Below are 23,713 nucleotides of genomic sequence, written 5' to 3' on the forward strand. Positions count from 1 at the left end.
CGTCCGAAACCCACGTCTGAGAGCCACGACTGCCCGGGCGGGAAACGCAGTTGAGGCCCTCCGGTCCTCTTGGCAGACTCACCCCGCCGACTGAACGATCAGGTCGGCAGGGGAACTTCATCACTCAGGGGGGTACGTCCATGCATCTCACCGCGCCCAGACGCGTCCTGGCCCGCGCCACCGTCGTCCTCGCGCTGGCCCTCGGCCTGGCCACCGGTTCGACCGGCCTGCTGCCCGGCACGCAGGCCCACGCCCAGCCCGTCGCCGAGGGCTCACTCGCCTTCAGCGGCGACGAGGGCGACTGGATCAGCGGCGGCCGGTCGTACGCCTACTCCACGGCCGACCAGGACCGCCTGAACGTCTCCGCCAACCAGGACAACAGCGTCGTCTCCCTCTCCGTCGACGGCGCCAACGGCGACTGGTGGTACCTGGACCTCGCGGCCCCGTCCGGCACGTCCCTCGCGCCGGGCACGTACACCCGAGCCACCCGCCACCCCTTCAACGAGCCGACCGAGCCCGGTCTGTCCCTCAGCGGGAACGGCCGCGGCTGCAACACGCTCACCGGCGAATTCACCATCGACGCCGTGGAGTTCGGCCCGCTCGGCTACGTACGGAAGCTCGACGCCACGTTCGTGCAGCACTGCGAGGGCGGCACCACCGCGGCCCGCGGCGAGGTCCACATCACCAACCCGGCCCCGCCGGCCGAGCTGGACCTCGGCCTGGCCGTCGCCCTGGAGGGCACCGCCAGCACCCTCAACGGCAAGGCCACCCTGCACGGCACCGTGAGCTGCAACAAGCCGGTCCAGGTGAACGTCTCGGGCAACGTCACCCAGGTCAAGAAGCAGAACCTCATCCGAGGCTCCTACACCACGACGGTCTCCTGCGTCCCGGGCAGCCCGGTCGCCTGGACGGCCACGGCCACGCCCACCGGCTCGGTGCCGTTCCAGCGCGGCGACGTGGAGGTCGAGGCCCGCGCGACGGCGACGGACCCGGACTACTCCCAGCCGGTGACGGTGACGGAGACGGTACCGGTACGGCTGGTCCGCGGCTGACGCGGCGCATCACGGCATGGACGGGTCCCCGCTGTTTCAGGCGGGGGCCCGCGTCGTTTTCGCGGCAGGGAGGCCCGGGGCATGTGAAGGCGCGGCACGGGCCGGGACGAGTCGGCCTCCGGGTCATGTCGTTGAATCGAATCATCGCCTACGCCTCACGGAAGCGCGGAAGTCCGTGCACACCCCTTGACGTCCGCCTGTGGCGATAGGGAGGCTCCAGGCATCCAGAACGCGCTTTCTACGAGTGGCCTTGTCCCACTCGATGAAACGTTTCAGGCATCACGGAGTCCCACTGCAGAGGAGTACCGATGGGTACGTCACCCGCCCGACGCCCCGTTCGGCGCGGAAGCGCGGCGGCCGGGGCGGTCGCGGCAGCGCTCGCCGCATGCGCCGCCGGGCTCACCGGACCCGCCATGGCGGACACCGGCGAAGGTACGGACACCGCCACCGCCGCCGCGAAGGCGACCCGCGCCATGGAGAAGCTCGACCGGGCACCCGTCGCCGTGAAGTCGGACGACGGCGTCTTCGTCGGCTGGCGGCTGCTCGGACTGGACCCGCCGGGCCTGGCCTTCCACGTGGTGCGCGACGGCGAACGGATCACCGACAGACCGCTGACCGGCGCCACCAGCTTCACCGACCCGGACGGCACGGCCGACTCCGAGTACCGGATCGAGGAGGTGCGGCGCGGGAAGGTCACCTCGCGCACCGACACGTTCGGTGTGCAGGCCCACCCGTACAAGGACATCCCCGTCGACCGCCCCGAGGGCGGCACCACCCCCGACGGCAAGCCGTACACGTACCACCTCAACGACTCGTCCGTCGGCGACCTGAACGGCGACGGCCAGTACGAGATCGTCCAGAAGTGGTACCCGAGCAACGCCCAGGACAACTCCCGCTCCGGCTACACCGGCAACACGATCATCGACGCCTACACGATGGACGGCGAGCGGCTGTGGCGCATCGACCTGGGCCGCAACATCCGTTCCGGCGCCCACTACACCCAGTTCATGGTGTACGACCTGGACGGTGACGGCCGCGCCGAGGTGGTCATGAAGACCGCGGACGGCACGGTCGACGGCAAGGGCGAGACCATCGGCGACGCGGACGCCGACCACCGCAACGCCCAGGGCTACGTCCTCAAGGGCCCCGAGTACCTGACGGTCTTCGACGGCAGGACCGGCGCCGCCCGCCACACCGTCGACTACACGCCCCCGCGCGGGGACCTGTGCGCCTGGGGCGACTGCTACGGCAACCGCGGCGACCGCTTCCTCGCGGGCGTCGCCTACCTCGACGGCAAGACCCCTTCCGTCGTCTTCGCCCGCGGCTACTACACGCGCAGCGTCCTCGCCGCGTACGACTACGCGGACGGAAAGCTCAGGAAGCGCTGGGTCTTCGACTCGAACGAGGCCGGCGCGAAGTGGGCGGGCCAGGGCAACCACCAGCTCTCCGTCGCCGACGTCGACGCCGACGGCAAGGACGAGATCGTCTACGGCTCCATGACGGTGGACGACGACGGCACCGGCCTCTACTCCACCGGCCTCGGCCACGGCGACGCCCAGCACCTGAGCGACCTCGACCCCTCCCGCGACGGCCTGGAGGTCTTCTCCAGCCACGAGTCGATGAGCGCCTCCGGCAACGCCGGCGGAACCTTCCGCGACGCGCGGACCGGTGAGGTGCTGTGGTCCATGCCCGCCCAGCGGGACACCGGCCGCGGCGCGGCCGGCGACATCGACCCGGCCCACCCGGGCGCCGAGTCTTGGGCGGTCACGGCGACCGGCGCGTGGGACTCGCGCGAGGGCGAACTGCGCGCCGCCGACGGCACGTTGATCAGCACCGCCATCCCCTCGGCGAACCACATGATCTGGTGGGACGGCGACCCGCTCCGCGAGATCCTCAACCACGAGTACGACGAGGACAACCCCCCACAGGGCGGCGCCCCGTACATCGCCGAGTGGAACCCGGAGAAGCAGCGGGAGGACAAGATCCTGACCCCGGCGGGCGTGTACTCGAACAACGGCACCAAGGGCAACCCGTCCCTCCAGGCCGACCTGCTCGGCGACTGGCGCGAGGAGGTCGTGTTCCGCACGTCGGACGAGTCGGCACTGCGCATCTTCACGACCACCGCCGAGACCGGCCGCCGCCTGCCCACGCTGATGCACGACCCGGTCTACCGCCTCGGCGTGGCCTGGCAGAACGTCGGCTACAACCAGCCCCCGTGGACGAGCTACTTCATCGGCAAGGACATGCGCCAGCCCGCGCGAGGGGCCATTCACTACGCGGGCGAGTGAGGGGAGGGGCCGACGTCAAGGGGTGTACGGCGCCGGGAAGGGCGCCGTACACGCCGCGCCCCCCGCGGGGCGGGTGCGTGAGGTCGACGGGGGCCCACAGGTCCCGCCGTCACGAAGGCGGATCAGTCCGCTCGCCGAGGTCCCCGGATGTGAGGGGACTCAGCGGTTTGTGCCTGGCGCAGGTTTCCGCGTTGAAAGAGGGGAGCCTCATCCGTGCGGGCACAGCCCAGGAGCCGTCCGGGCGAGCCCGGCCTGCGACCGGGCTGCCGAGCCTCGCACCCGTAACCGGTGGAAACGGGCGGAGCCATCCACCTCGGGTCACGCCGCAGTCATGCCTGAGGCGTGTCCTTGCGGGCCCTCGAATTCGCCGGCCTCGTCCTCCCTGAAGTCCGGGACGTCCGGGAAGTCCGGGGCCTGGAAGGGGTTTGTCGTCGGAGGCGGCAACGCTGTGGCAGAGCGGTGAGGTGCCCCTTCCGGAGCGGAGAACAGCGAGGTCGGATCGATGAGAGATCTCCCTTTTCCTACAGGTCCCGGGGGAGGGACCTGGCATGCCGTGACGGGGCACAGCGGTCCTACAGCTTGGTCATCCTGGCGTACGGGCTCAAGATCCGCTCTTGCACGGAACCGAAATCCACGAGTGCCGCGATCCCGTCCTCGACGCCGATCACCCGGCCGAGGCCGTACATGTCGTGCGTCACCTGGTCACCCAGGGCGAAGTGCTTGGGAGCAGGCGTGACCCGGGCCTTGAAGGGGCTGGTGGGCAAATGACGCTTCAGTGCAGCAGGCTTTGTCATTGCCCCCAGTATGCGCCCACGGGCGCCTCCTGCGCTGCGGCAATCGGCGTCGGATTGGACACAGGAGCGGACGCCACCGTCCCGGCCAGAGCAAGTGGCGACGGTCGGACCGTGGCCGTTTGACGGACGTACGGAAGATCACCTGGGCCCGGGGGTGTGGAACTCAGCGACGCGGTGGCACACGACGAGAAGGAGTCGTTCTCCACAGCCGTCGTTACTCCGCCCATGCACGGGTGGACCCAGGCGGTCGGACCGTACTTCGGCCTGCCTTACCCGCAGCGGACGGCGCACGTCACCGACCTGTGCCGGGAACTGAGCACGCACTTCGGCAAGGCCCAACTCTTTTTCCACAGCGAGCAGAACGACGGGGAGGCGTGGGCGATCGCCGAACGAGGCCGGATCCTCAGGCGTTGGGTCAGTGAAAATCCAGAGCTCGCCCTCGGAGGACCGTTCGGAGTGGAGCGACGGCTCCTCGACGCCTACGGCATCACGGGCGAGCCCGAAGACCTCGATCCCAGCAGCGACCTGGCCGTCGAATGGGCGGCGACCTGGAGAGAGTGCTGGGCGAGAGCTGCTGCTACAAGTCCGTTCAGTGTGACAGTCAGTATGACCTGCACAGTCGTGACCATCACCGCACCCTTGACTTGGCTGGCGAGTTGGCGGCGTTCGTTGGAGGCGTGCGAATCGGCCCGCGGTGCGCAGGCGTGCCGCCGCGGCCGACTCCTCACCGCCTCCTCTGACGGGCGTGGGCGGCGGGGTGTCTGCGAGGTCTGAAGGCACCGAGGGTCTGCTCCCTATCGGGTCTTCTGCACCTGGGTGGTGTCGGCGTCGAGGAGGGTGCCGTCGGAGTTGGTCAGCACGATTTCCGGCACAGGGATGCCGTGCTGGTCGACAAGGGTGGAATGGGTCTCGCCGGGGGCGAAGGCGTGCCGTTCCCCCCACTGTCGCAGGGTGAGGATGACAGGGAAGAGGGCGCTGCCGGCGCTGGTGAGCATGTATTCCTGGCGGCGGCCCGATGGCGCGGTGCGCTGGGCGAGGAGCCCGTGAGCGGTCAGCTTGCGGAGGCGGTCAGTGAGGATGTTGCGGGCGATGCCGGTGCGTCGCTGGAACTCGGTGAACGATCGCGCCCCGTCCATCGCGTCGCGGATGACGAGAAGGCTCCACCTGTCGCCGACGAGGTCGAGCGTGCGGGCGACGGGGCAGTCGGGGTCGGTCCAGTCGGGACCCGGGGCGCGCATGGTGGTGCGTGACATGACACCTCCCAATGAGTTGCGGATTGAAACCATCATGCCGTACGGTCAAATTGGTTGCAATCTGCTACCAATTGGGATTGGAGTGCAATGGACGTATGGCGGCGATTACTGCTCGCGGTGGTGTGTGGTGTCGCTGTGGCGAGCATCTATGCCGCGCAGCCGGTTCTGGAGCCGATGGGACGCGATCTCGGTGTGTCGGCCGAACTCACGGGGTGGATCGTCGCGACCGGCCAGTTCGGCTATCTGGCAGGGCTGATGCTGCTGGTGCCGCTTGGCGATGTAGTCGCCAGGCGCCGACTCATCGCCGTACACCTGGCGATCACCGCAGCGGGCACGATCCTGACGGCATCGGCGTCAGCCGCATGGGTGGCGTTCGTGGGGCTCGCGACGGCCGGGGCTTTCGCGGTCGTGGTGCAGACCACGGTGGCCTACGCCGCGTCGGTCTCGCTACCTGCCGAACGCGGACGGACCATCGGTGTCGTGACCTCGGGCGTTGTGGTCGGCATCGTGGGGGCGCGGGTCGTCACCGGCACGCTCGCCGAGGTGTGGGGCTGGCGGAGCATCTATGCCGTACTCGCGGTCCTGTCGCTCGGACTCGCAGCCCTCGTCCTCGTCGCACTGCCGTCACAGGAGCGCCTCAACCCACCTGCGGGGTACAGGCAGGTCGTCGTCTCACTCGGCGGACTGTTCGGGCAGAGCATCTTCCTGACGCGCGGGCTCATCGCGTTCTTCTTGTTCGCATCGTTCGGAACCCTGTGGAGCGGAATGTCCCTGCCGCTGGCGGACACGCCGTGGCAGCTGAGCGAGAGCCAGATCGGACTTTTCGGCATCGCCGGACTCACCGGCGCACTCGGCGCAGCACGCGCGGGACGGTGGGCGGATGCAGGACGGGCGGCCCCGGTCACCGGTCTCGCGCTCACCGTGCTCATCCTCTCGTGGGCGGCGATCGCGCAGCTGCCGTGGTCACTGTGGCTCCTCATCGTCGGAATCGTGGTTCTCGACTTCGCGGTCCAAGCCGTGCACGTGAGCAACCAGCACCTGCTCACCGCCGCGCATCCGGATCGCGTCAGCAGCGTCATCGGCAGCTACATGGTCTTCTACTCACTCGGCTCCGCCCTCGGCGCAGCCGCAACCACCGCCGTCTTCACCGCCTACGGCTGGGCCGGCTCCAGTCTCCTCGGGGCCGGATTCGCGGCTTGCGCGCTGGTCGTCTGGGCGACCAGCAGGCGAGTACCCCGCGATAGCGCGAACCTCCGATCCGAGAAAGCAGGCGCGCACCAGGCGCAGGAGGAAACGCAAGGCACCGACCAAGCCGGACGAGTGATGGATAACCCCGAAGTTCTTTGAGTGCTCCCTGGTCTCTGTAGCCCCAGGGCCTTGGCCTTCTTCCCGGCATTGCTCGCGCTCGGCTTCCGTCGGAACTGGCCCGGAAACCGCCACCTTCACTGCGATTCCTGGCGATCAGCCGGGTCTAGTCGGACAGTCCTTGGAGGAACGCCGGGTCGGGGCGGAGGGCTCGCAGCGAAGCATCGAACAGACGACACGGCCTGACGCGAGCATGTGAAGCAGGGACGCTTTTCAGAACGGAAGGTCGGCGGCGTCACCCGGAGGAGTCACGTTCCAATCGGCCGGGGAGGATGCGGCGCTCGGCCTGTTGCATACGTCGAACGCGTCCCGCTGGACCTCCAGGCCCGTAGTGTCCTCGCCCCACGCGGAGAGCGCCTCGACGGCCCGCTCCTGGTACTGCCACAGGGCGCTGACGGCCAGCGTCTCTCGCAGTAGTGGGGCCACGGCCTTCCGGTGACCGTGCAGGTGGGGATCGTCCAACAGGGGAATGCAGGCGGTGAGGGCCGCTTCGTGGACGTGCAGGTCGTGGTCGTCGAAGCAGGCGGAAACGGCAGAGAAGAGCAGCGGGCGGATCTCCCGGGTCCGGACGAACGGAGGGAAATCCTCGGGCGGGAAGCCGAAGCGGCGCATCGTCGCCTCGGCCTGGTCACCGGCGGCGTCGGCCACCGAGTTCAGCCACCCCAGCAGCTCGGCGCGCATCGGCCCAGGGAAGCCGTGGGGCCTCTTGTCGACGGGCAAGGTGGTGCGCGGGTCGAGGAGGATCCCGGCCACGTACAACGTGGCCGGGACCGTCGCGACGTAGAGAGTGTTCTGGTGGTGCACGACGTGGTGCAGGTGATCCAGGGCCTGGGATCTCGTGCGTTGGTCGTCGTCCAAGAGCGCGACGAGCTGCGCGGGGGTGTCCTCCGCCGTCCCGTAGGCATGCTCCAGGGCACCCCAGTCGGTCTCGGCCAGCACCACGGCGGGCTCGGGCAGGGCTGCCAGGCTCACTGATGCTCCCGCCAGGTCCGGTCCGTCGCCGCGGCTGCCGCGTCCTCGGCAAGCTGCTCGATCTCCTCGGGCACCTCGCGCTTGTCGAGGACGAAGAGCCGGCCCCCGACAAGCGTGGTGGTCGGCTTCCAGCCGAGGCGGCGGCCCGCCTCCCGAGCGGCCCGCCGGACGTCCTTCAGCCCGCCCATCTCTTCGAGGTCGCTGCTGCTCAGGACGAGCTGCCCGTAATATCCTTGTACTGGGGCTTGAGTGCGGCCCTCATCAGCGATTCCAGCGGTCGACCAGCTTCTCGTATCGCCGCCGGGCCGGCTCATCCCTCGCAGGCATCTCGTGACTGCTCCCACCCGCCGTGCGGACCGATGTGTGCCACATATGTGCTGCGAAACCGGAGGCCCTGCCGCCCACTTGGACGACAGGGCCTCTGACCTGCTGCTTTGCTGTGCCCCCGGCAGGATTCGAACCTGCGACACCCGCTTTAGGAGAGCGGTGCTCTATCCCCTGAGCTACGAAGGCTGGCGAGGCTGATCGCGGCGCCCCTCGGGGCGCTCGACCCACAGGGTACCGGATCGGCCCGTGAGTGGGGCCAGATCACGATCAAGGTTAGTGGGCGCGTGCCACCGGTGCGGTGTTCGGGCTGCGGCAGCGCAGGTGACGGGCCGGGCGGGGTCGGGCCTCATAAGCGTGTCCGTCCACAGGCCCGACCGTCCGTCCGTGAGCCTGCCCCTACGCCTGCCCCGCCACCCGACCGTCCGTCCGTGAGGGCGGCCTGTCCTTCTCTCACCCGCTGTCCCCGCCGCACGCACCGCTGCCCCCGCCGTACGCACCCCCTGCGGCCTTCCGTTCGCGTGCCCGTGGGCCCGGTGACAGTCTGGCCAGCAGGGGACCCGTCGGAATCGAGACGGCCCGTTTTGCCCGTGAGGTGGCGCAGGCGCGATGAGCGGGGTGAGTCGGTCTTCGGAGGAGCTGGCCGGGGTGATGAGGGCCCTGGGGACTCTCGATGCCGGGATGCTGCTCGCCGACGAGCGGGGGTGCATCGTCGGGGCCAATCGGCGTGCCGAGCAGTTGCTGGGGCGGTCCGGGGGCGACATGGCCGGGCAGGACGCCCACGATCTGCTGCACCGCGATCGTGGCGGCGAACCCGTGCCGAGGAGCCGGTGTCCGATCCGCGCGGCCGTGCTCGCCGGGCGTACGGAGCAGGACTCCGACGCGTGGTTCGAGCGCGGTGACGGCACGTTGTTGCCGGTGTCCTGGCTGGCCACCTCCTGCGGCACGGAGCTGTCCCCGGCGACGACGCTCATCCTCTTCCACGCCACGGGCCGGGCCGGGTCGCCCGCGCGGCGGACGCCGGCCGGCGGGCGGCTCTCCGAGCTGGAACAGCTGGCGCTGCTCGCCGAGACGACCACCCTTCTCACGTCGACCCTGGACATCGACGTGGCCCTGCACCGCCTCATCGACCTCGTCGTGCCCCGCCTCGCCGACTGGGCCGTCATCGACGTGGTCACCGAGGAAAAGGACGTGACGCGGTTCGCCGTCGCTCACGCCGAGGGGGACCGGGTCGTCCTGAGAGAGGACCTGCAGGGCCCGATGCCTCCGGTGCCGGCGTCGTCGCCCATGCCTCTCTCCCGCGCCCTGCGGGGAGCCGCGTCCGCGATCGCCGGTCCGGAGACGTATCAGGGCCCGCCGGACTCCGGTGTCGCCGTGGTGCAGCGGAGGCTGTTCCAGGCGACCGGCATGCACTCCGCCGTCGTCGTCCCCGTCCGCAGCCCACACGCCGTGCTGGGCGCCCTCACGCTCGGCCGTGCCGACCAGCCCGAGCGGTTCGTCGCGTCCGACGCGGCCCTGCTGGAGGACATCGCCCGCCGGGCCGGTCTGGCGCTGGAGAACGCTCGTCTCTACCAGCGGCAGCGCAAGGTCGCCGAGACCATGCAACGCCATCTCCTGCCGCAACTCCCGCGCCTGCCCGGCCTCGACATGACCGCCCGCTATCTGCCCGCCCCGGACGCGTCACAGGTGGGCGGCGACTGGTACGACGCGTTCCTGCTGTCGGACGGCGCGGTCGCCGTCGTCATCGGTGACGTCGTCGGGCATGACCTCGAAGCCGCCGCCGGCATGTCCCAGCTGCGCAACATGCTGCGCGCCTACGCCTGGTCCCAGCAGGAGCCCCCGGCCAAGGTCTTGGAGTGGGTCGATCACGCCGCGCTGCACATCGCCGAGGTCACCATGGCCACGATGATCTTCGGCCGTATGACGACGGACGACGCGGGCCGGTGCACGCTGTGCTGGACGAACGCCGGCCATCCGCCGCCGCTGCTCGTCACGCCGGACGGCGGCGCCGGCTACCTGGGCGACGGCCACGGCGTCCTGCTCGGTGTGGCCCAGGACGAGGCCCGCCACGACACGACGGCACACCTGCCGCCCGACGCGACCCTGCTCCTCTACACCGACGGTCTGATCGAGTCCCCGGCGCACGGTATGGACGAGGGCATGAGCCGTCTGCGCCGGCACGCGGCGTCCTTGGCACGGCATCCCCTGGAGACCTTCGCCGACCAGGTGCTCGCCCGGACCCGCCCACCGGACAACGACGACGACGTGGCCCTGCTGGCGGTGCGGGTGCCCGGCACATCGGCCTGAGGCCCCTCGGCGCGCGTGCGGGAAGGGAAGGGGGAAGGCCTCAGCCCTGCCCCACCCCCATGAACCGCCCCGCCACCCGAAGATCACCCTCGATCCCCGCCGCCGTCTCCCGAAGCTCCGGAAGGATCTCCGTCACGCACGCCTCCACCGTGCGGCGGGCCGCGTGCATGGCCACGTTCACCGCCGCCACCACCCGGCCCGTGCGGTCGCGGACGGGGACCGCGATGGAACGCAGGCCCTCCTCCAGTTCCTCGTTGACCAGGGCGTACCCCTGCTCCCGGGCCGCGTCCAGGGCGTCGGTCAGGGCGGCCGGGTCCGTCATCGTGTGCGGTGTCAGGGGCGGCACCGTGGCCGGGGGGCGCCGCGCGGGCGGGACGTCGGCCAGCATCACGCGGCCCAGTGACGTCGCGTACGCCGGGAGGCGCGTGCCCACCGTGATGTTCACGCTCATCACCCGGGACGTCGCCACCCGTGCCGTGTACTGGATCTCGTCGCCCGCCTCCGTCAGCACCGCCAGGGACGCCGACTCGTGCACGCGGTCCGCCAGCGCCGCCAGATGCGGGGTCGCGATCTGCGGCAGGGACGTACGGGAAAGCGGGGGAAAGCCCAGGTCCAGCACCCGGGGTGTCAGGGCGAACGTCCGGTCCGGGCCCGGTGCCACCAGGCCCAGGTGTTCGTACGTGATCAGCGCCCGGCGTGCCGTGGCCCGTGCCAGGCCCGTCGCCTTCGCCACCTCCGTCAGTGTCAGCGCCGCCCGGCCCTCGCCGAACGCCGTCAGCACCGTCAGGCCCCGTGCCAGCGACTCCACGAACTCCCGGCCCAGCTCCTGCTTCGACGCCCCCGTCCAGGTCGCCAGGCCCGCCGGTGCCGGGGCGGGTTCCGGTGCCGGGGCCTCGCGCAGCGCGCGTTCCATCTCCGCCACCGCCGAACGCAGCCGTGGCAGCAGCGTGTCGCGCAGGTCGTCCGCCGTGTGCCGGCTGGTGTGGCTCACGACGCTGGCCACGCAGGCGACGCGGCCGGTACGCGGGTCCCGTACCGGTACGGCGACCGCCACCAGGCCGGGCTCGATCAACTGGTCGTCCAGGGACCAGCCGTCCCGGCTCGCCCGTGCCGCCCGCTCCGCGAAGTCCTCGCCGCCGGACGGGAGTTCGCGTCGCGGTACCGCCGGGAAGGTGCGGTCCTCCGGGTCCGCCGCGCGGCGTGACCGCCAGCGGTGCCAGTCGGTGTCCGTCCACTCGGCCGCGAACAGCGGTCCCGGCGCGGTGCGTTCGGCGGGGAGCAGGTCGCCGATGCGGAAGCTCAGCGACATCGCCCGGCGCCGGGTCGCCTGGTGGATGAAGCGGATGCCGTCGCGGTCGCCGACCGCCAGGGACACGGACTCGTCCAGCTCGTCGGCGAGGGCGTCCGCGCGGGCCGCCAGCAGCGCGGGAAGGCGCAGGGCGGCCAGGTAGGCGTTGCCCAGTTCCATCAGGCGCGGGGCGAGCGTCACGTCGCGGCCGTCCAGGCGTACGTAGCCCATGCGCGCCAGGGTCGCGGTGATCCGGTCGACGGTGGAGCGCGCGAGGCCGGTCGCCCGTTCCAGCGCGCTCGGGCTCAGCGTGCCGTCCGCCTCCGTCAGCCGCCGCAGCACGGCGACGCCCCGCAGCAGCGGCGTGACCGCTTCGGCCGGCGTATCCGGCGTATCCGGCGTAACCACCTCGGCCGCCCCGGCCGGCGTAACCGGCGTAACCGCTCCGGCTGTCTCGGCGGCCCCGGCGGCCCCGGCAGCCCCGGCGGTCTCGGCGGCCCCGGCAGCCCCGGCGGTCTCGGCGGCCCCGGCAGCCCCGGCGGTCTCGGCGGTCTCGGCTGCCTCTGCGGTCCCGGTCGGCGTGACCGTCTCGTTCGGCGGGTGGGGCGCGGCAGGGGAGATCCCGTGGTCGTCGGTCTGGCTTTTCGGCGGCATCGGTTCTCCGGTGGGCGGTCGGGGCAGCCCTACCGTAATCCCCGCCGGTCCACGGCAGGCTCGGCCACCGCTGAGGCCCGACGAGCCCGACAGGCCGGGCAAGCCGGACAAGCCCGACCGCCGGCTGCCACCGCGACCCTCAACCCCTTCCCGTTGCCCCTCCCCGTCGCCGCCCCCTCACCCCTCCCCGACCCCCTCCCCCCGAGTGACCCGCACCCGGTAGTCCCCCGCCAGGTCCGCCGCCGCCACCGTGATGCGGACTCCGCGGCGTGGGTCCCTGAAGGTCTCCCCGGGGGCGAACGGCGCGTCCGAGAGTTCCGCGTGGACGTTGGGGCTGCGCGTGCAACCCCCGCTGTCGCGGCGCGAGTCGTAGACCGTCACCGGGCCCATGCCCGTGTCGACGTCCGCGTCGACCTTGTAGATGAGGACTCCCGGGCGGCACACCACCTCGTCGTTCCCCGCGCGCGTGCGCAGTTCGACGGCGTAGCCGGAGCGTTCGTCGAGCGGGACGACGATCAGTTTCGGGCCGTCCTTCTCGGCGAGCGGCGTCAGTGCGTACTCGGCCGTGCCGGAGGCCGAGGCGCAGTGCACCTGGGACGCGTCCAGCCAGCCCAGTTTCCACTTGTGCCAGCCGAGCGTGTCGTTGTTGGCCCCCCAGTCCTCGCTCATGATGTCCCAGTGGCCGACCGCGGCCCCGCCCTCCTGGGTGTAGAGGTCGGGCAGGCCGAAGACGTGGCCGTTCTCGTGGGGCAGTACGCGGTAGCCGGTGCGGTGGTAGGAGCCGGAGCCGTCGTCCTGGCGGGAGTAGACGAAGGACGCGTTGGCGACCGGGACGCCGTCGGCGGTGGGCGCCTCGGTGTTGCCGGCGAAGGTGACGGACAGGACCGTGTCCAGCGCCGACGGGCCCGCGTTCGGCGTCACCAGCACGTTCACCAGGTCGTACGTCCGGAAGTCCACCTTGGGATCGGCCGCCGCCACGATGTCCCGGACGAGCTCGCGGTAGCCGGGGTCGAAGGGCGCGCCGCGCTCTATGCCGTACGCGCCGAAGGGCTTCGGCATGCGCAGCCACTGCCGGATCGGGACCTCGGGGCGGTACTCCAGGCGGCCGTAGGAGCTGGTGCGGAACCAGTGCTGGGTCTGCGGGAAGAACTCGCGGAACCGGTCGAGGGCGCGGCCCCGGCCCGGCGCGTCCGAGAAGTCGATCATCAGGTTGAGGGCGCGGACCGTGCCGGTGGAGCGGGTGTAGCCGCGGGGGGTGGGGACGCCCTCGGACATCTGGACGTCGCGCTTGCCGCTGATCATGCAGGGGCCGAGTGCGGAGGACCGGCCGAGGGCGATCGGGCCCGCGCCGGCCGGGGAGGAGCCGGGGGAGAGGTGGCCGCTGCCGGACGAGCTGCCGACGGCGAGGGTCAGGGCGGTCACGCATCCGAGGGCGGCCACGCGGCGGGTACGTATCCGGCTCCGGCGGGCGGTCGGCTTCGGCTGCATACGGGCCCCTCGCTCCAAGGCAGCCGCCGGTCACCGGCTGCACCCTTTCGATCACCCTGGTCCGGTGGGTGCGCGGGCGCGCGCTGGAGGAGACCGATCGTGGGTATCGCGCCCGCGCCGACCGCAGTTGAGTGACGCGGGTCACAGAGAACTTCTGGGTGCGGTGGAAATAACCGGGGACCGCTTCCCCGTTTGGACCTGTGTCCGAGCGAAACGGGGACAGGCTCCCCGGATCGCCCAGCCTCAGTCTCAGTCTCAGCCTCATCCTCAGGGAGTACGCCGTGCAGACCGCGCCCACCGCACAGCGCAAGGTGACCCGGCCGCGCGCCGACGCCCTGCGCAACCGGGAGCGGATCGTCACCGCCGCCCGGGAGATGTTCGTCGAGTACGGCCCCGACGTGCCGCTCGACGAGATCGCCCGCCGGGCCGGCGTCGGCAACGCCACGGTGTACCGCAACTTCCCGGACCGTGACGCCCTCGTCCGCGAGGTCGTCTGCTCCGTCATGGACCGCACGGCGCGCGCCGCCGAGTCCGCCCTCACGGAGACCGGTGACGCCTTCGAGGCACTGGAGCACTTCGTGCACACCGCCGCCGACGAACGGATCAGCGCGCTGTGCCCGATGATCTCCAGCACCTTCGACCAGCACCACCCCGATCTGGAGGCGGCCCGCGTACGCGTCGAGGAACTCATCGCCGGGATCATGGAGCGGGCCCGGACGGCCGGGCAGCTCCGCCCCGACGTGGGCGTCGGTGACCTGATGGTCGCCGTGGCGCAGCTCAGCCGGCCGCCGGCCGGTACGGGGTGCCTGAGCGCCGACCGCTTCGTCCACCGCCATCTGCAATTGTTCCTGGACGGACTGCGGGCCCCGGCCCGCTCCGACCTGCCGGGCACGGCCGCGACCCTGGAGGAACTGCGCCAGTCCTGACGCTCATCCGTGCCGAGCGGGCCGATTAGTTCAGGGCCCGGCTCCGGTCCTCCCTCACACCAACCTCACCAGCCTCACCAGCACCACAGGCTCACCAACTCCACGCCTCACCAGTCCACAGCCCCACCGGCCGTCAACGGCGACGAGCCGGCGGCCGACGACACCCTTTTGACTTTCTCGACTTTTCGACACCTTTCCCGAAGACCCGAAGTTCCGAAGTCCCGAGATTCTTCGTCCCGAAATTCTTCGTCCCGAAGTCCGAAGTCCCGAAGTGGGTACCTCCATGTCTCAGACAGTCCCGCGCGTCACCGACGCCGCCCCCGACGCGAACCGTTGGAAGGCGCTCGTCTTCATCGCGCTCGCCCAGCTGATGGTCGTCCTCGACGCCACCATCGTGAACATCGCGCTGCCCTCCGCCCAGCAGGACCTGGGGATCTCCGACGGCAACCGGCAGTGGGTCGTCACGGCCTACGCCCTCGCCTTCGGCGGTCTGCTGCTGTTCGGCGGCCGGATCGCCGACCTGTGGGGCCGCAAGCGCACCTTCGTCCTCGGTCTGGCGGGCTTCGCCGCCGCCTCCGCGCTGGGCGGCGCGGCCACCAACGAGGCCATGATGTTCGGCTCCCGCGCCCTCCAGGGCGTGTTCGGCGCGCTGCTCGCGCCCGCCGCGCTGTCCCTGCTGGCCGTGATGTTCACGGACGCCAAGGAGCGCGCCAAGGCGTTCGGCATCTACGGCGCGATCGCCGGTGGTGGCGGTGCCGTCGGCCTGATCCTCGGCGGTTTCCTCACCGAGTACCTGAACTGGCGCTGGACGTTCTTCGTCAACATCCCGTTCGCGATCGTCGCGGCGGCCGGTGCCTGGTTCGTCATCCGTGAGCCCGAGGGCAGCCGCAACCGCTCCCCGCTCGACATCCCCGGCGTGATCCTGTCCACCCTCGGCCTGGTCGCGCTCGTCTACGGCTTCACCCGCGCCGAGTCCGACGGCTGGAGCGACTCCGTGACGGTCGGCATGTTCGTCGCGTCGGTCGTGCTGCTGGGGGCGTTCGTGCTGGTGGAGGCCAGGGTCAAGGCCCCGCTGCTGCCGCTGCGCGTCATCACCGACCGCAACCGCGGCGGTATCTACCTCTCGCTGGGCCTGGCGATCATCGCGATGTTCGGCCTGTTCCTCTTCCTGACCTACTACCTGCAGATCGTGAAGGGCTACTCGCCGGTCAAGACGGGCTTCGCCTTCCTGCCGATGATCATAGGCATGATCACGGGCTCCACCCAGATCGGCACCCGTCTGATGACCCGGGTCGCGCCGCGGCTGCTGATGGGCCCCGGCTTCCTGGTCGCCGCCGTCGGCATGCTCCTGCTGACGCAGCTGGAGATCGGCACCTCGTACACGGCCCTGCTGCTGCCGGCGATGCTGCTGCTCGGTCTCGGCATGGGTACGGCGTTCATGCCGGCCATGTCGCTGGCCACGCAGGGCGTCGAGCCGCGTGACTCCGGTGTCGCCTCCGCGATGGTCAACACCTCGCAGCAGGTGGGCGGCGCGATCGGTACGGCCCTGCTGAACACGATCGCCGCCTCGGCGACGACCTCGTACGTCGCCGACCACATCGGCTCGGCGGCCTCCCGCTCCCAGCAGCAGCTGGTGCGGCTGGAGGGCATGGTCGAGGGCTACACCAGCGCCATCTGGTTCGCCGTCGGCATCCTGGTCGTGGCCGCGGGCATCGCGCTGACCTTCGTCAACGCGGGCCGCCCGGGCGGCACCAAGGTGGTCTCCGGTGAGGTCGCCGAGGGCGCCGAGAACGAGGTGCCGGTGCCGGTGGTCGCCCACTGAGGACCGGCTCGCCGGTCCCACCCACCCCTTCGGGCCGCACGGCCGTCGTACGGACCCTCGTACGGACGAGGAAGGGGACGCCCCGTCCGTACGAACCCCAGGACCTGCCCTGGTCCCGCGTGACCCGCCCGGTGTTCCGGGGGTCAGCGGAGCCAGGGCAGGTCCGCGCCCGCTTCGCTGGGCTGGAGTCCCTCGGCGATGATCCGCATGATCTCGCCGAGGGACTCCTGCTGTTCGGCGGAGAGCCGGTCGAAGACCGCCTGCCGCACGGCGTCCACGTGGCCCGGCGCGGTCTTCCGCAGCACGTCGAATCCCTCGTCCGTCAGCACCGCGAACTGGCCCCGCTTGTCGGACGGGCAGTCCTCGCGCCGCACCCAGCCCTGCTTCTCCAGGCGCGCGACCGCGTGCGAGAGACGGGAGCGGGTGATCTTGGCGTGCTTGGCCAGTTCGGTCATACGGAGCCGTCGGCGCGGGGACTCGGCGAGCTTGACGAGCAGGCCGTAGTAGACGTGCGGCATACCCGCGTCACGCTGCAACTGGCGGTCGAGATGGTCCTCGAGCAGGGTGCTGGCCTCGATGTACGCACGCCAGACGCGCTGTTCTTCGCTGGTGAGCCAGCGGGTTCGGTCAGCCGGAGCGGAAGCGGGTGCCCTGTTCATGCATCCACTTTACGACCATGCTGCTTGAAACTTAAACAACCAGTGCTTACCTTTGTCCTTGGAGATTGAGACTTCAAGTAACTGGAGCCGCCGTCATGTCCGCCACCACCCAGGAGCGCGAGCGCATGCCCGCCCTGTACCTCAGTCACGGCGCCCCGCCGCTGGCGGACGACCCCGTCTGGCCCGGCGAACTCGCCGCCTGGTCCGCCCGGCTGCCCCGCCCCAGGGCGATCCTCATGGTCTCCGCCCACTGGGAGGAGGCCCCGCTCGCCCTCGGCGCGACCCGGCCGGTCCCCCTCGTCCACGACTTCTGGGGCTTCCCCGAGCACTACTACCGCGTCCGCTACGACGCCCCCGGCGCCCCCGGGCTCGCCGCATCGGTGCGCAAGCTGCTGCGCGCCCCCGGCACGCCCGTCCAGGACATCCCCGACCGCGGCCTCGACCACGGCGCGTACGTCCCGCTCGTCGAGATGTACCCGGACGCCGACATCCCCGTCCTCCAGGTGTCCATGCCGACCCTTGACCCGGTGCGGCTCATGGAGATCGGCAGGAAGCTGGCGCCGCTGCGCGACGAGGGCGTGCTGATCGTCGGCTCCGGCTTCTTCACCCACAACCTGGCCGCGCTGCGGCAGGGCGGAATTCCCGCGTGGTCGGCGGAGTTCGACGACTGGGGCCGGCGCGCGCTGGAGGCCGGTGACGTGGACGCGCTGCTGGACTTCACGCACACCTCGCCGGCCGGGCGGTTGGCGCATCCGCGCACCGAGCACTTCGCCCCGCTGTTCGTGACCATGGGCGCGGCCGACGCGGCCGGTGAGCTGGACGCCCAGCGGTCCGTGATCGACGGCTTCTGGATGGGGCTGGCCAAGCGGTCGGTGCAGTTCGGCTGACGGGGCGGCCGACCGGCGCGACTCACGGCCGACCGGTGCGACTCAGGGGTCGGGTCGGCCGGCGTGACTGACGGGCCGGGCCGACCGGCGTGACTCACGGGCCGCGCCGAGGGGTGCGCCTCACAGGCGGGCCGACCGGCGCGACTGGTGGGTTGCCCGGTGTGGGGGTGGTGGCGGTGCGGCCGACGGGGTACCCGCAGCGTGCGGCTGCGCGTGCGGCGGGGGTTGCGTCCCGCGGCGCGGCGCAGGTCCGCGCAACCTTGGGGCGGCGCCGTACGTCTTCACGGTCGAGGGGAGCGAGGGCGCCCGTCCTCCCGGTCGAGCCGACTGGGCCGAATGTGACCGCCGTCTCATATGCGCGGTGATCGCGGAGATCGGCCGGAGCCTCGGGTGGGCCCGCGATTCCGGGCCTGACCTGGGCCGACCTGGGCCTCCGTGCGACCTGCGGCCGTCGCGTCGCCCCGTGCGGCCCGACAGGGTACTGCATGATCAGAAAAATCGGGGGGCGGGTTGGGAATTCTGTCCTGATTCCAGTCGTTGTTTCCTACGGATGCCGGGCACTCGGCGAGAGTGCCGAGCACCTGAAGAACCACCCGCCAGCCCACCACGCAAGGGAGCACGCATGGCAACCCGTGCCGTCGCCCGTCGTCAGTCCGCCAATGGGGGCACCTCCCAGGTCCTTGGCTCTGGGTCAGAGGCGGCCGACGCGGCCAACAGTGTTCGCGCCCGCGGCGAGATCGCCGACCGCGACCTGGTCGGCATGTACCTCGACGAGATCGCGCGCACACCGCTGCTCGACGCCGCCAAGGAGGTCGAGCTGTCCCAGATCATCGAGGCGGGTGTCTTCGCGCAGCAGGTCCTCGACGGTTACGAGGACACCAAGGCCGACGCCAGCCGCGAGGAGCTGGAGGCCCTGGTCGCCGAGGGTGAGCGGGCCAAGGACGTCTTCATCCGCTCCAACCTCCGTCTGGTCGTCGCCGTCGCCCGTCGCTACCCGCGCAGCGGCCTGCCCCTGCTCGACCTGATCCAGGAGGGCAACGCGGGTCTGGTGCGCGCCGTCGAGAAGTTCGACTACCGCAAGGGCTTCAAGTTCTCGACGTACGCGACGTGGTGGATCCGCCAGGCGATCACCCGCTCGATAGCCGACCAGTCCCGCACGATCAGGCTGCCCGTCCACCTCGTGGAGGAGCTGGGCCGGATCCGGCGCGTGCAGCGCGAGTTCAACCGCGAGCACGGCCGGGACCCGGAGCCCGCGGAGATCGCCGCCGAGCTCGGCTCCACGCCGGAGCGTGTGATCGACGTGCTCGACTGGGCCCGCGACCCGGTCTCGCTGAACATGTCGGTGGACGACGAGGGCGAGACCCAGTTCGGCGACCTCCTGGAGGACACCTCCGCGGTGTCGCCCGAGCAGTCCGTGCTGACGCTGCTGCGCAGCGAGGAGCTCGACGACCTGATCGGCCGCCTCGACCAGCGCACGGCCTCCATCATCAAGATGCGGTACGGCATCGAGGACGGCCGGGAGCGCACGCTGACCGAGGTCGGCAAGGAGCACGGCCTGACGCGCGAGCGCATCCGCCAGATCGAGAAGCACGCGCTGCTGGAGCTGAAGAAGCTCGCCCGCGACACCGGGTTCGACGCGGCGGCCTGACCCGGCACCGACCACCACGTCGTGACGCCGCGCCGAGCACCACGGTGTGACGCCGCACCGACCACCACGTCGTGACGGCGTGCCGAGCCTCAGCTCGACAAGGCGTGCCAAGCGCCACGTTTCGATACAGCGCGCCAAGCGCCACGCCGTGCGGCGCGCTGAGCTCCAACTGGCGCGCGCCGTACGGCGACCGCGTGCGCCGGGTGGCGAAAGACCGCGCAAACATGGCGATGTAACGCCGCTTCAACGGACGAAGCGGCGGGAACAACCCTTCGGGGACCAGGAGTTCGGGGCGGGGGCCAACCACCCCCCGGGGCCCCCGGCCCGAACTCCTGGACCTGAACGGACGAGGAATACGACCAAGTCCCGACGCACTCCCCCCGGTGCCGGGACTTTCCCCAGCCGGGCTTCGGCGCCTTCCCCCCGGGCGTCGGGGCCCGGCCCTGGTTTGCGCGTGTGCGGCGCGTCATCCGCCCGTGCGCGTGCCCGCCATCGGCGGCGCGGCGTACGGCGGCCTGGAGCAGCGTTCTGGAGCGGGCCACCCCGAACCTGAACCCCGGGGTGGCCCGCAGATGGCAGATTGTGCCACAGGGGCATAGCCTGCCGCAGGTGAGCAGCACCACTCCCGTACCCGCCGCGTCGGCCGCCCCTTCCCTGACCGAGCGCCGCAAGGCCGAGACCCGGATGGAGATTGCCCGGGCCGCGGCCGGACTCTTCGTCCGGCAGGGCCTGCGCGCCACCCGCGCCGAGGACATCGCCCAGGCCGCCGGCATCGCACCGCGCACCTTCTACCGCTACTTCGCCAGCAAGGAGGAGGCCGTCGCCCCGCTCTACGCGGCCGGTGCCGAGCGCTGGGCGGCGGCGGTACGCGCCGCCCCCGAGGACCTGTCCGTGCCGGAGGCCCTGGAACAGGCCGTGCGGCACACGCTGACGCCCGGTGTCGGGGTCTCGTCGGCGTCCTGGACGTTCGTCCGCACCCTGATCCGGCTGGCCGGGTCGAGCCCCGCCCTGCGGAGGGTGTGGGCGGAGGTGTGCCACGCGTCCGAGCGGAGGCTGCTGGAGGCCCTGGCGGAACGCCTGGGGTCGGCGGACCATCCGGTTCCGGCCGACATCGACAACGTTGCCGCCGTGACTCCGGAGCTGCGCTTCGCGGCGGTCGTCGCGAGCGCCGCCGTACGGGTGGCGATGGAGACCTGGGCGGCCGGGGACGGCCCGGCCGAGGGCCCGGACGGCCCGGCGGAACTGGCGCTGCGCAACCTGGCCGCGCTGCGGGACTTCCCGTGGCAGACGGCGACGGAACGGCGCGGCTGAGCGGAGCCGGGGGTTCACAGCGTCCGGGGGCCGCGTCACGCACCCCCCGCCCGTGACAGCCGCTCGCCCAACTCCCGTACCGCGGCGACGAGTCCGGGCGGGTCCTGCACCGTGAAGTCCAGCCCCGGCATCGCCAGCCGGACCGCGACCCACTCCATCGCGTCGGCGGTCGTGCCGCGCAGCCGGCAGGTGTGGTCGTCGAGCGGTTCGGGGGCGCCGAGCCAGCCCGGTACGCGCGTGGCGACGACGTCGGCCGGTGCCGCGAACGTGACCGTGAACTCGTAGGTCTCCTGGCGGCGTTGCATCGACCGGCGCAGGTACTCGGCGGCGTCCCCGGTGGGCAGTTCCCGCGGCGTGAAGCGCGTCCCCGTCGCGAACGGCTCGCTGACCCGGTCCACGCGGAACGTGCGCCAGTCGGCGCGGTCGAGGTCGTACGCCACGAGGTACCAGCGGCGTCCGGTCGACACCAGCCGGTACGGCTCGGTCAGGCGCCGCGACTCCGTGCCGTCCCCGGCCCGGTAGGCGAACCGCAGCCGCTCCTGCCCGGCCACCGTGGACGCCATCACGGTGAGCGTCTCGGGCGCGATGGTCGGGCCGTCCCCGCTGGTCAGCGGCATCGTCGCGGACTGGAGCGTGGACACGCGGTGCCGCAGCCGGCTCGGCAGCACCTGCTCCAGCTTGGCGAGCGCCCGCACCGACGCCTCGTCCACGCCCTCGACCGCGTGCCCGGCCCCGGCGCGCAGCCCGACCGCGATCGCGACCGCCTCCTCGTCGTCCAGCACGAGGGGCGGCATCGCCTTGCCCGCGACGAGCCGGTAGCCGCCGTCGGAACCCTTGGTCGCCTGTACGGGATAGCCGAGTTCGCGCAGCCGGTCGATGTCGCGCCGGACCGTGCGCCGCGACACCCCGAGCCGGTCGGCGAGCTCGCCGCCGGGCCATTCGCGGGGCGTCTGGAGGAGGGAGAGGAGCTGGAGGATCCGCGCCGGCGTGTCGGTCGTCATGAGTCCGAGGATGCCGCAGATCTAGGACACGTTCTGGCCTAACCGGGGTCTAGCTTCTCGGTATGACCTTCACCGAGACCCCTTCCGGCGTTCAGCCCGCCGCGAGCGACCGGCGTCGCTGGTTCGCCCTGGCGATCGTGATGACCGCGGCCTTCATGGACCTGGTCGACGTCACGATCGTCAACATCGCGATCCCGTCGATCCAGGAGGACGCGGGCGCGTCCTTCAGCCAGATCCAGTGGATCACCGCCGGGTACGCCCTCGCCTTCGCCGCCGGCCTGATCACCGGCGGACGCCTCGGCGACATCCACGGCCGCAAGAAGATCTTCCTGCTGGGCATCGGCGGCTTCACGCTCGCCTCCGCGCTGTGCGGCTTCGCCGTGAACCCGGAGATGCTGGTCGCCTCCCGCATCCTGCAGGGCGGCATGGCCGCGCTGATGGTGCCGCAGGTGCTGTCGATCGTGCACGCGACCTTCCCGGCGCACGAACGCGGCAAGGTGTTCGGTCTGTTCGGCGCGATCGTCGGGCTCGGCGCGGTGTCCGGTCCGCTGCTCGGCGCGCTGCTGACCGAGTGGAACCTGTTCGGGCTCGAATGGCGGCCGATCTTCCTGATCAACCTGCCGGTCGGCGTCGTGGGCCTGGTCCTGGGCGCCCGTTTCATCACCGAGTCCAAGGCGCCGCGGGCCCTCAAGCTGGACCTGGTGGGCGTCGCGCTCGTCACGCTGGGCCTGCTGATGCTGCTCTACCCGCTGACCCGGGGCCGTGAGCTGGACTGGCCGCTGTGGGGGTACGTGTCGATGGCCGGCGCGTTCGTCGTCCTCGCGGGACTGGTGGCCTACGAGCGGCGCAAGGCCGCGCGGGACGGCTCCCCGCTGGTCGAGCTGTCGCTGTTCCGGGTCAAGAGCTTCGCGGCGGGCATCGCCGTGCAGACCGTGTTCGGGCTCGGGCTCGGCATCTTCTTCCTGGTGTGGACGCTGTACATGCAGACCGGCCTGGGCTGGAGCCCGCTGAAGGCCGGCCTGACCGGGGTGCCGTTCTCGATCGCCGTGTCCGTGGCCGCGGGCCTGTCGGTGCAGAAGCTGGTGCCGCGCTTCGGCCGCGGGGTGCTCCAGGCGGGTGCGCTGGTGATGGCCGCCGGTGTCCTGATCTACATCTGGGAGTCCCAGCGCTACGGCCCCGGCATCGCCCCCTGGCAGATGGCGCTGCCGCTGGTCGTCATGGGCGTCGGCATGGGTCTGATCGTCGCGCCGCTGACCGACGCGGTGCTGTCCGAGGTGCCGCGCGAGCACGCCGGTTCGGCGTCGGGGCTGATCAACACGGTGCAGCAGATGGGCAACGCGCTCGGCCTCGGGCTCGTCTCGGTGGTCTTCTTCGGCACGATGAGCGACCGGCTGCGCCCGGCGGAGGTGGGCCCGGCCTTCGTGGACGCCTTCCAGTACGCGCTGGGCTGGGTGGCCGCCGTGCTGGGCGCGATCTTCCTGCTGATGTTCGCCCTGCCCAAGCGCCCGGCGCAGCACGTGGAGGGCGCGGCGCCCGAGGCGGGGGAGAAGGGGCCGCGCACGGAGCCGGACAAGGAGCCCGAGCTCGTCTGACGCCTCTGACGCGTGCTTCCAGAAGGGCCCGGCACCTCAGGTGCCGGGCCCTTCGGTGTGGAGAACAGACACCCACGCGGAA

General features: G+C 71.3%; 19 protein-coding genes and 1 tRNA gene. 11 read left to right on the top strand and 9 right to left on the bottom strand.

Annotated elements, in window-relative coordinates:
* Nucleotides 1-140: 140 nt before the first annotated feature.
* Together QC282_RS25945 and QC282_RS25950 are read left to right on the top strand one after the other, a co-directional pair.
* Nucleotides 141-1,052, top strand: coding sequence for a hypothetical protein (locus tag QC282_RS25945; protein WP_279551978.1), 912 nt, complete (start codon nt 141-143; stop codon nt 1,050-1,052).
* 308 nt (nt 1,053-1,360) lie between these two features.
* Nucleotides 1,361-3,340: a rhamnogalacturonan lyase gene (locus tag QC282_RS25950; protein ID WP_279551979.1), complete on the top strand. Its 1,980-nt coding sequence runs from the start codon at nt 1,361-1,363 to the stop codon at nt 3,338-3,340.
* A gap of 572 nt (nt 3,341-3,912) precedes the next feature.
* Here the strand turns inward: QC282_RS25950 and QC282_RS25955 are convergent.
* Nucleotides 3,913-4,134, bottom strand: a complete 222-nt coding sequence (locus QC282_RS25955) for a hypothetical protein (RefSeq protein ID WP_279551980.1) — start codon at nt 4,132-4,134, stop codon at nt 3,913-3,915.
* Between the two features lie 156 nt (nt 4,135-4,290).
* Here QC282_RS25955 and QC282_RS25960 point away from each other — a divergent pair, with 156 nt between their 5' ends.
* Nucleotides 4,291-4,908, top strand: a complete 618-nt coding sequence (locus tag QC282_RS25960; protein ID WP_279551981.1) for a hypothetical protein — start codon at nt 4,291-4,293, stop codon at nt 4,906-4,908.
* A 20-nt stretch (nt 4,909-4,928) separates the two neighbouring features.
* Here the strand turns inward: QC282_RS25960 and QC282_RS25965 are convergent, their stop codons facing one another.
* Nucleotides 4,929-5,387 (bottom strand): helix-turn-helix domain-containing protein, encoded by a 459-nt coding sequence (locus tag QC282_RS25965; protein ID WP_279551982.1) that lies wholly within the window; start codon nt 5,385-5,387, stop codon nt 4,929-4,931.
* A gap of 87 nt (nt 5,388-5,474) precedes the next feature.
* Between QC282_RS25965 and QC282_RS25970 the strand changes: the two genes are divergently transcribed.
* Entirely contained in the window at nt 5,475-6,734 is a 1,260-nt protein-coding gene (locus QC282_RS25970) for an MFS transporter (RefSeq protein WP_279551983.1), read from the top strand.
* A 231-nt stretch (nt 6,735-6,965) separates the two neighbouring features.
* On the opposite strand, the gene QC282_RS25975 is transcribed toward QC282_RS25970, so the two are convergent.
* From QC282_RS25975 to QC282_RS25985, 3 genes are all read right to left on the bottom strand, one after another.
* Nucleotides 6,966-7,724, bottom strand: a complete 759-nt coding sequence (locus QC282_RS25975) for a hypothetical protein (RefSeq protein ID WP_279551984.1) — start codon at nt 7,722-7,724, stop codon at nt 6,966-6,968.
* Nucleotides 7,721-7,912, bottom strand: coding sequence for a hypothetical protein (locus QC282_RS25980; RefSeq protein WP_279551985.1), 192 nt, complete (start codon nt 7,910-7,912; stop codon nt 7,721-7,723). Before QC282_RS25980 ends, QC282_RS25975 begins: the two co-directional genes overlap by 4 nt.
* A gap of 252 nt (nt 7,913-8,164) precedes the next feature.
* Nucleotides 8,165-8,237 (bottom strand) — tRNA-Arg (locus QC282_RS25985).
* A 462-nt stretch (nt 8,238-8,699) separates the two neighbouring features.
* Here QC282_RS25985 and QC282_RS25990 point away from each other — a divergent pair.
* Nucleotides 8,700-10,355 (top strand): SpoIIE family protein phosphatase, encoded by a 1,656-nt coding sequence (locus QC282_RS25990; protein WP_279551986.1) that lies wholly within the window; start codon nt 8,700-8,702, stop codon nt 10,353-10,355.
* A gap of 40 nt (nt 10,356-10,395) precedes the next feature.
* Here QC282_RS25990 and QC282_RS25995 read toward each other — a convergent pair whose 3' ends face one another.
* Nucleotides 10,396-12,051 carry an IclR family transcriptional regulator C-terminal domain-containing protein gene (locus QC282_RS25995; RefSeq protein ID WP_279551987.1) on the bottom strand — a complete coding sequence of 552 codons (1,656 nt, stop codon included), beginning with the start codon at nt 12,049-12,051 and terminating at the stop codon, nt 10,396-10,398.
* A 423-nt stretch (nt 12,052-12,474) separates the two neighbouring features.
* On the bottom strand, nt 12,475-13,785 hold the full coding sequence (locus QC282_RS26000) for a M6 family metalloprotease domain-containing protein (protein ID WP_279551988.1): 1,311 nt from the start codon (nt 13,783-13,785) through the stop codon (nt 12,475-12,477).
* Nucleotides 13,786-14,066: 281 nt separating this feature from the next.
* On the opposite strand from QC282_RS26000, the gene QC282_RS26005 reads away from it, so the two are divergent.
* Together QC282_RS26005 and QC282_RS26010 are read left to right on the top strand one after the other, a co-directional pair.
* A complete protein-coding gene (locus QC282_RS26005) occupies nt 14,067-14,711 on the top strand; it encodes a TetR/AcrR family transcriptional regulator (protein WP_279551989.1) in 645 nt (214 codons plus the stop codon).
* A gap of 283 nt (nt 14,712-14,994) precedes the next feature.
* Complete coding sequence (locus tag QC282_RS26010) at nt 14,995-16,533, top strand: MFS transporter (protein ID WP_279551990.1); 1,539 nt, start codon at nt 14,995-14,997, stop codon at nt 16,531-16,533.
* Between the two features lie 143 nt (nt 16,534-16,676).
* Here the strand turns inward: QC282_RS26010 and QC282_RS26015 are convergent, their stop codons facing one another.
* The gene (locus tag QC282_RS26015; RefSeq protein ID WP_279551991.1) at nt 16,677-17,192 is read right to left on the bottom strand and encodes a MarR family winged helix-turn-helix transcriptional regulator; all 516 of its coding nucleotides are present in this window, start codon (nt 17,190-17,192) and stop codon (nt 16,677-16,679) included.
* Nucleotides 17,193-17,287: 95 nt separating this feature from the next.
* On the opposite strand from QC282_RS26015, the gene QC282_RS26020 reads away from it, so the two are divergent.
* The 3 genes from QC282_RS26020 to QC282_RS26030 all read left to right on the top strand — a co-directional run bounded on the left by QC282_RS26020 (nt 17,288) and on the right by QC282_RS26030 (nt 21,038).
* On the top strand, nt 17,288-18,079 hold the full coding sequence (locus QC282_RS26020) for a class III extradiol ring-cleavage dioxygenase (protein ID WP_279551992.1): 792 nt from the start codon (nt 17,288-17,290) through the stop codon (nt 18,077-18,079).
* Nucleotides 18,080-18,701: 622 nt separating this feature from the next.
* Complete coding sequence (locus QC282_RS26025; protein WP_279551993.1) at nt 18,702-19,727, top strand: sigma-70 family RNA polymerase sigma factor; 1,026 nt, start codon at nt 18,702-18,704, stop codon at nt 19,725-19,727.
* A 609-nt stretch (nt 19,728-20,336) separates the two neighbouring features.
* Nucleotides 20,337-21,038 carry a TetR family transcriptional regulator gene (locus QC282_RS26030; protein WP_336621088.1) on the top strand — a complete coding sequence of 234 codons (702 nt, stop codon included), beginning with the start codon at nt 20,337-20,339 and terminating at the stop codon, nt 21,036-21,038.
* Between the two features lie 35 nt (nt 21,039-21,073).
* Here the strand turns inward: QC282_RS26030 and QC282_RS26035 are convergent, their stop codons facing one another.
* Nucleotides 21,074-22,039, bottom strand: coding sequence for a YafY family protein (locus tag QC282_RS26035; protein WP_279551994.1), 966 nt, complete (start codon nt 22,037-22,039; stop codon nt 21,074-21,076).
* 62 nt (nt 22,040-22,101) lie between these two features.
* Between QC282_RS26035 and QC282_RS26040 the strand changes: the two genes are divergently transcribed.
* Complete coding sequence (locus QC282_RS26040) at nt 22,102-23,631, top strand: MFS transporter (protein WP_279551995.1); 1,530 nt, start codon at nt 22,102-22,104, stop codon at nt 23,629-23,631.
* Nucleotides 23,632-23,713 lie beyond the last annotated feature (82 nt).

Source organism: Streptomyces sp. DH24 (assembly GCF_029813775.1).
GTDB lineage: Bacteria > Actinomycetota > Actinomycetes > Streptomycetales > Streptomycetaceae > Streptomyces.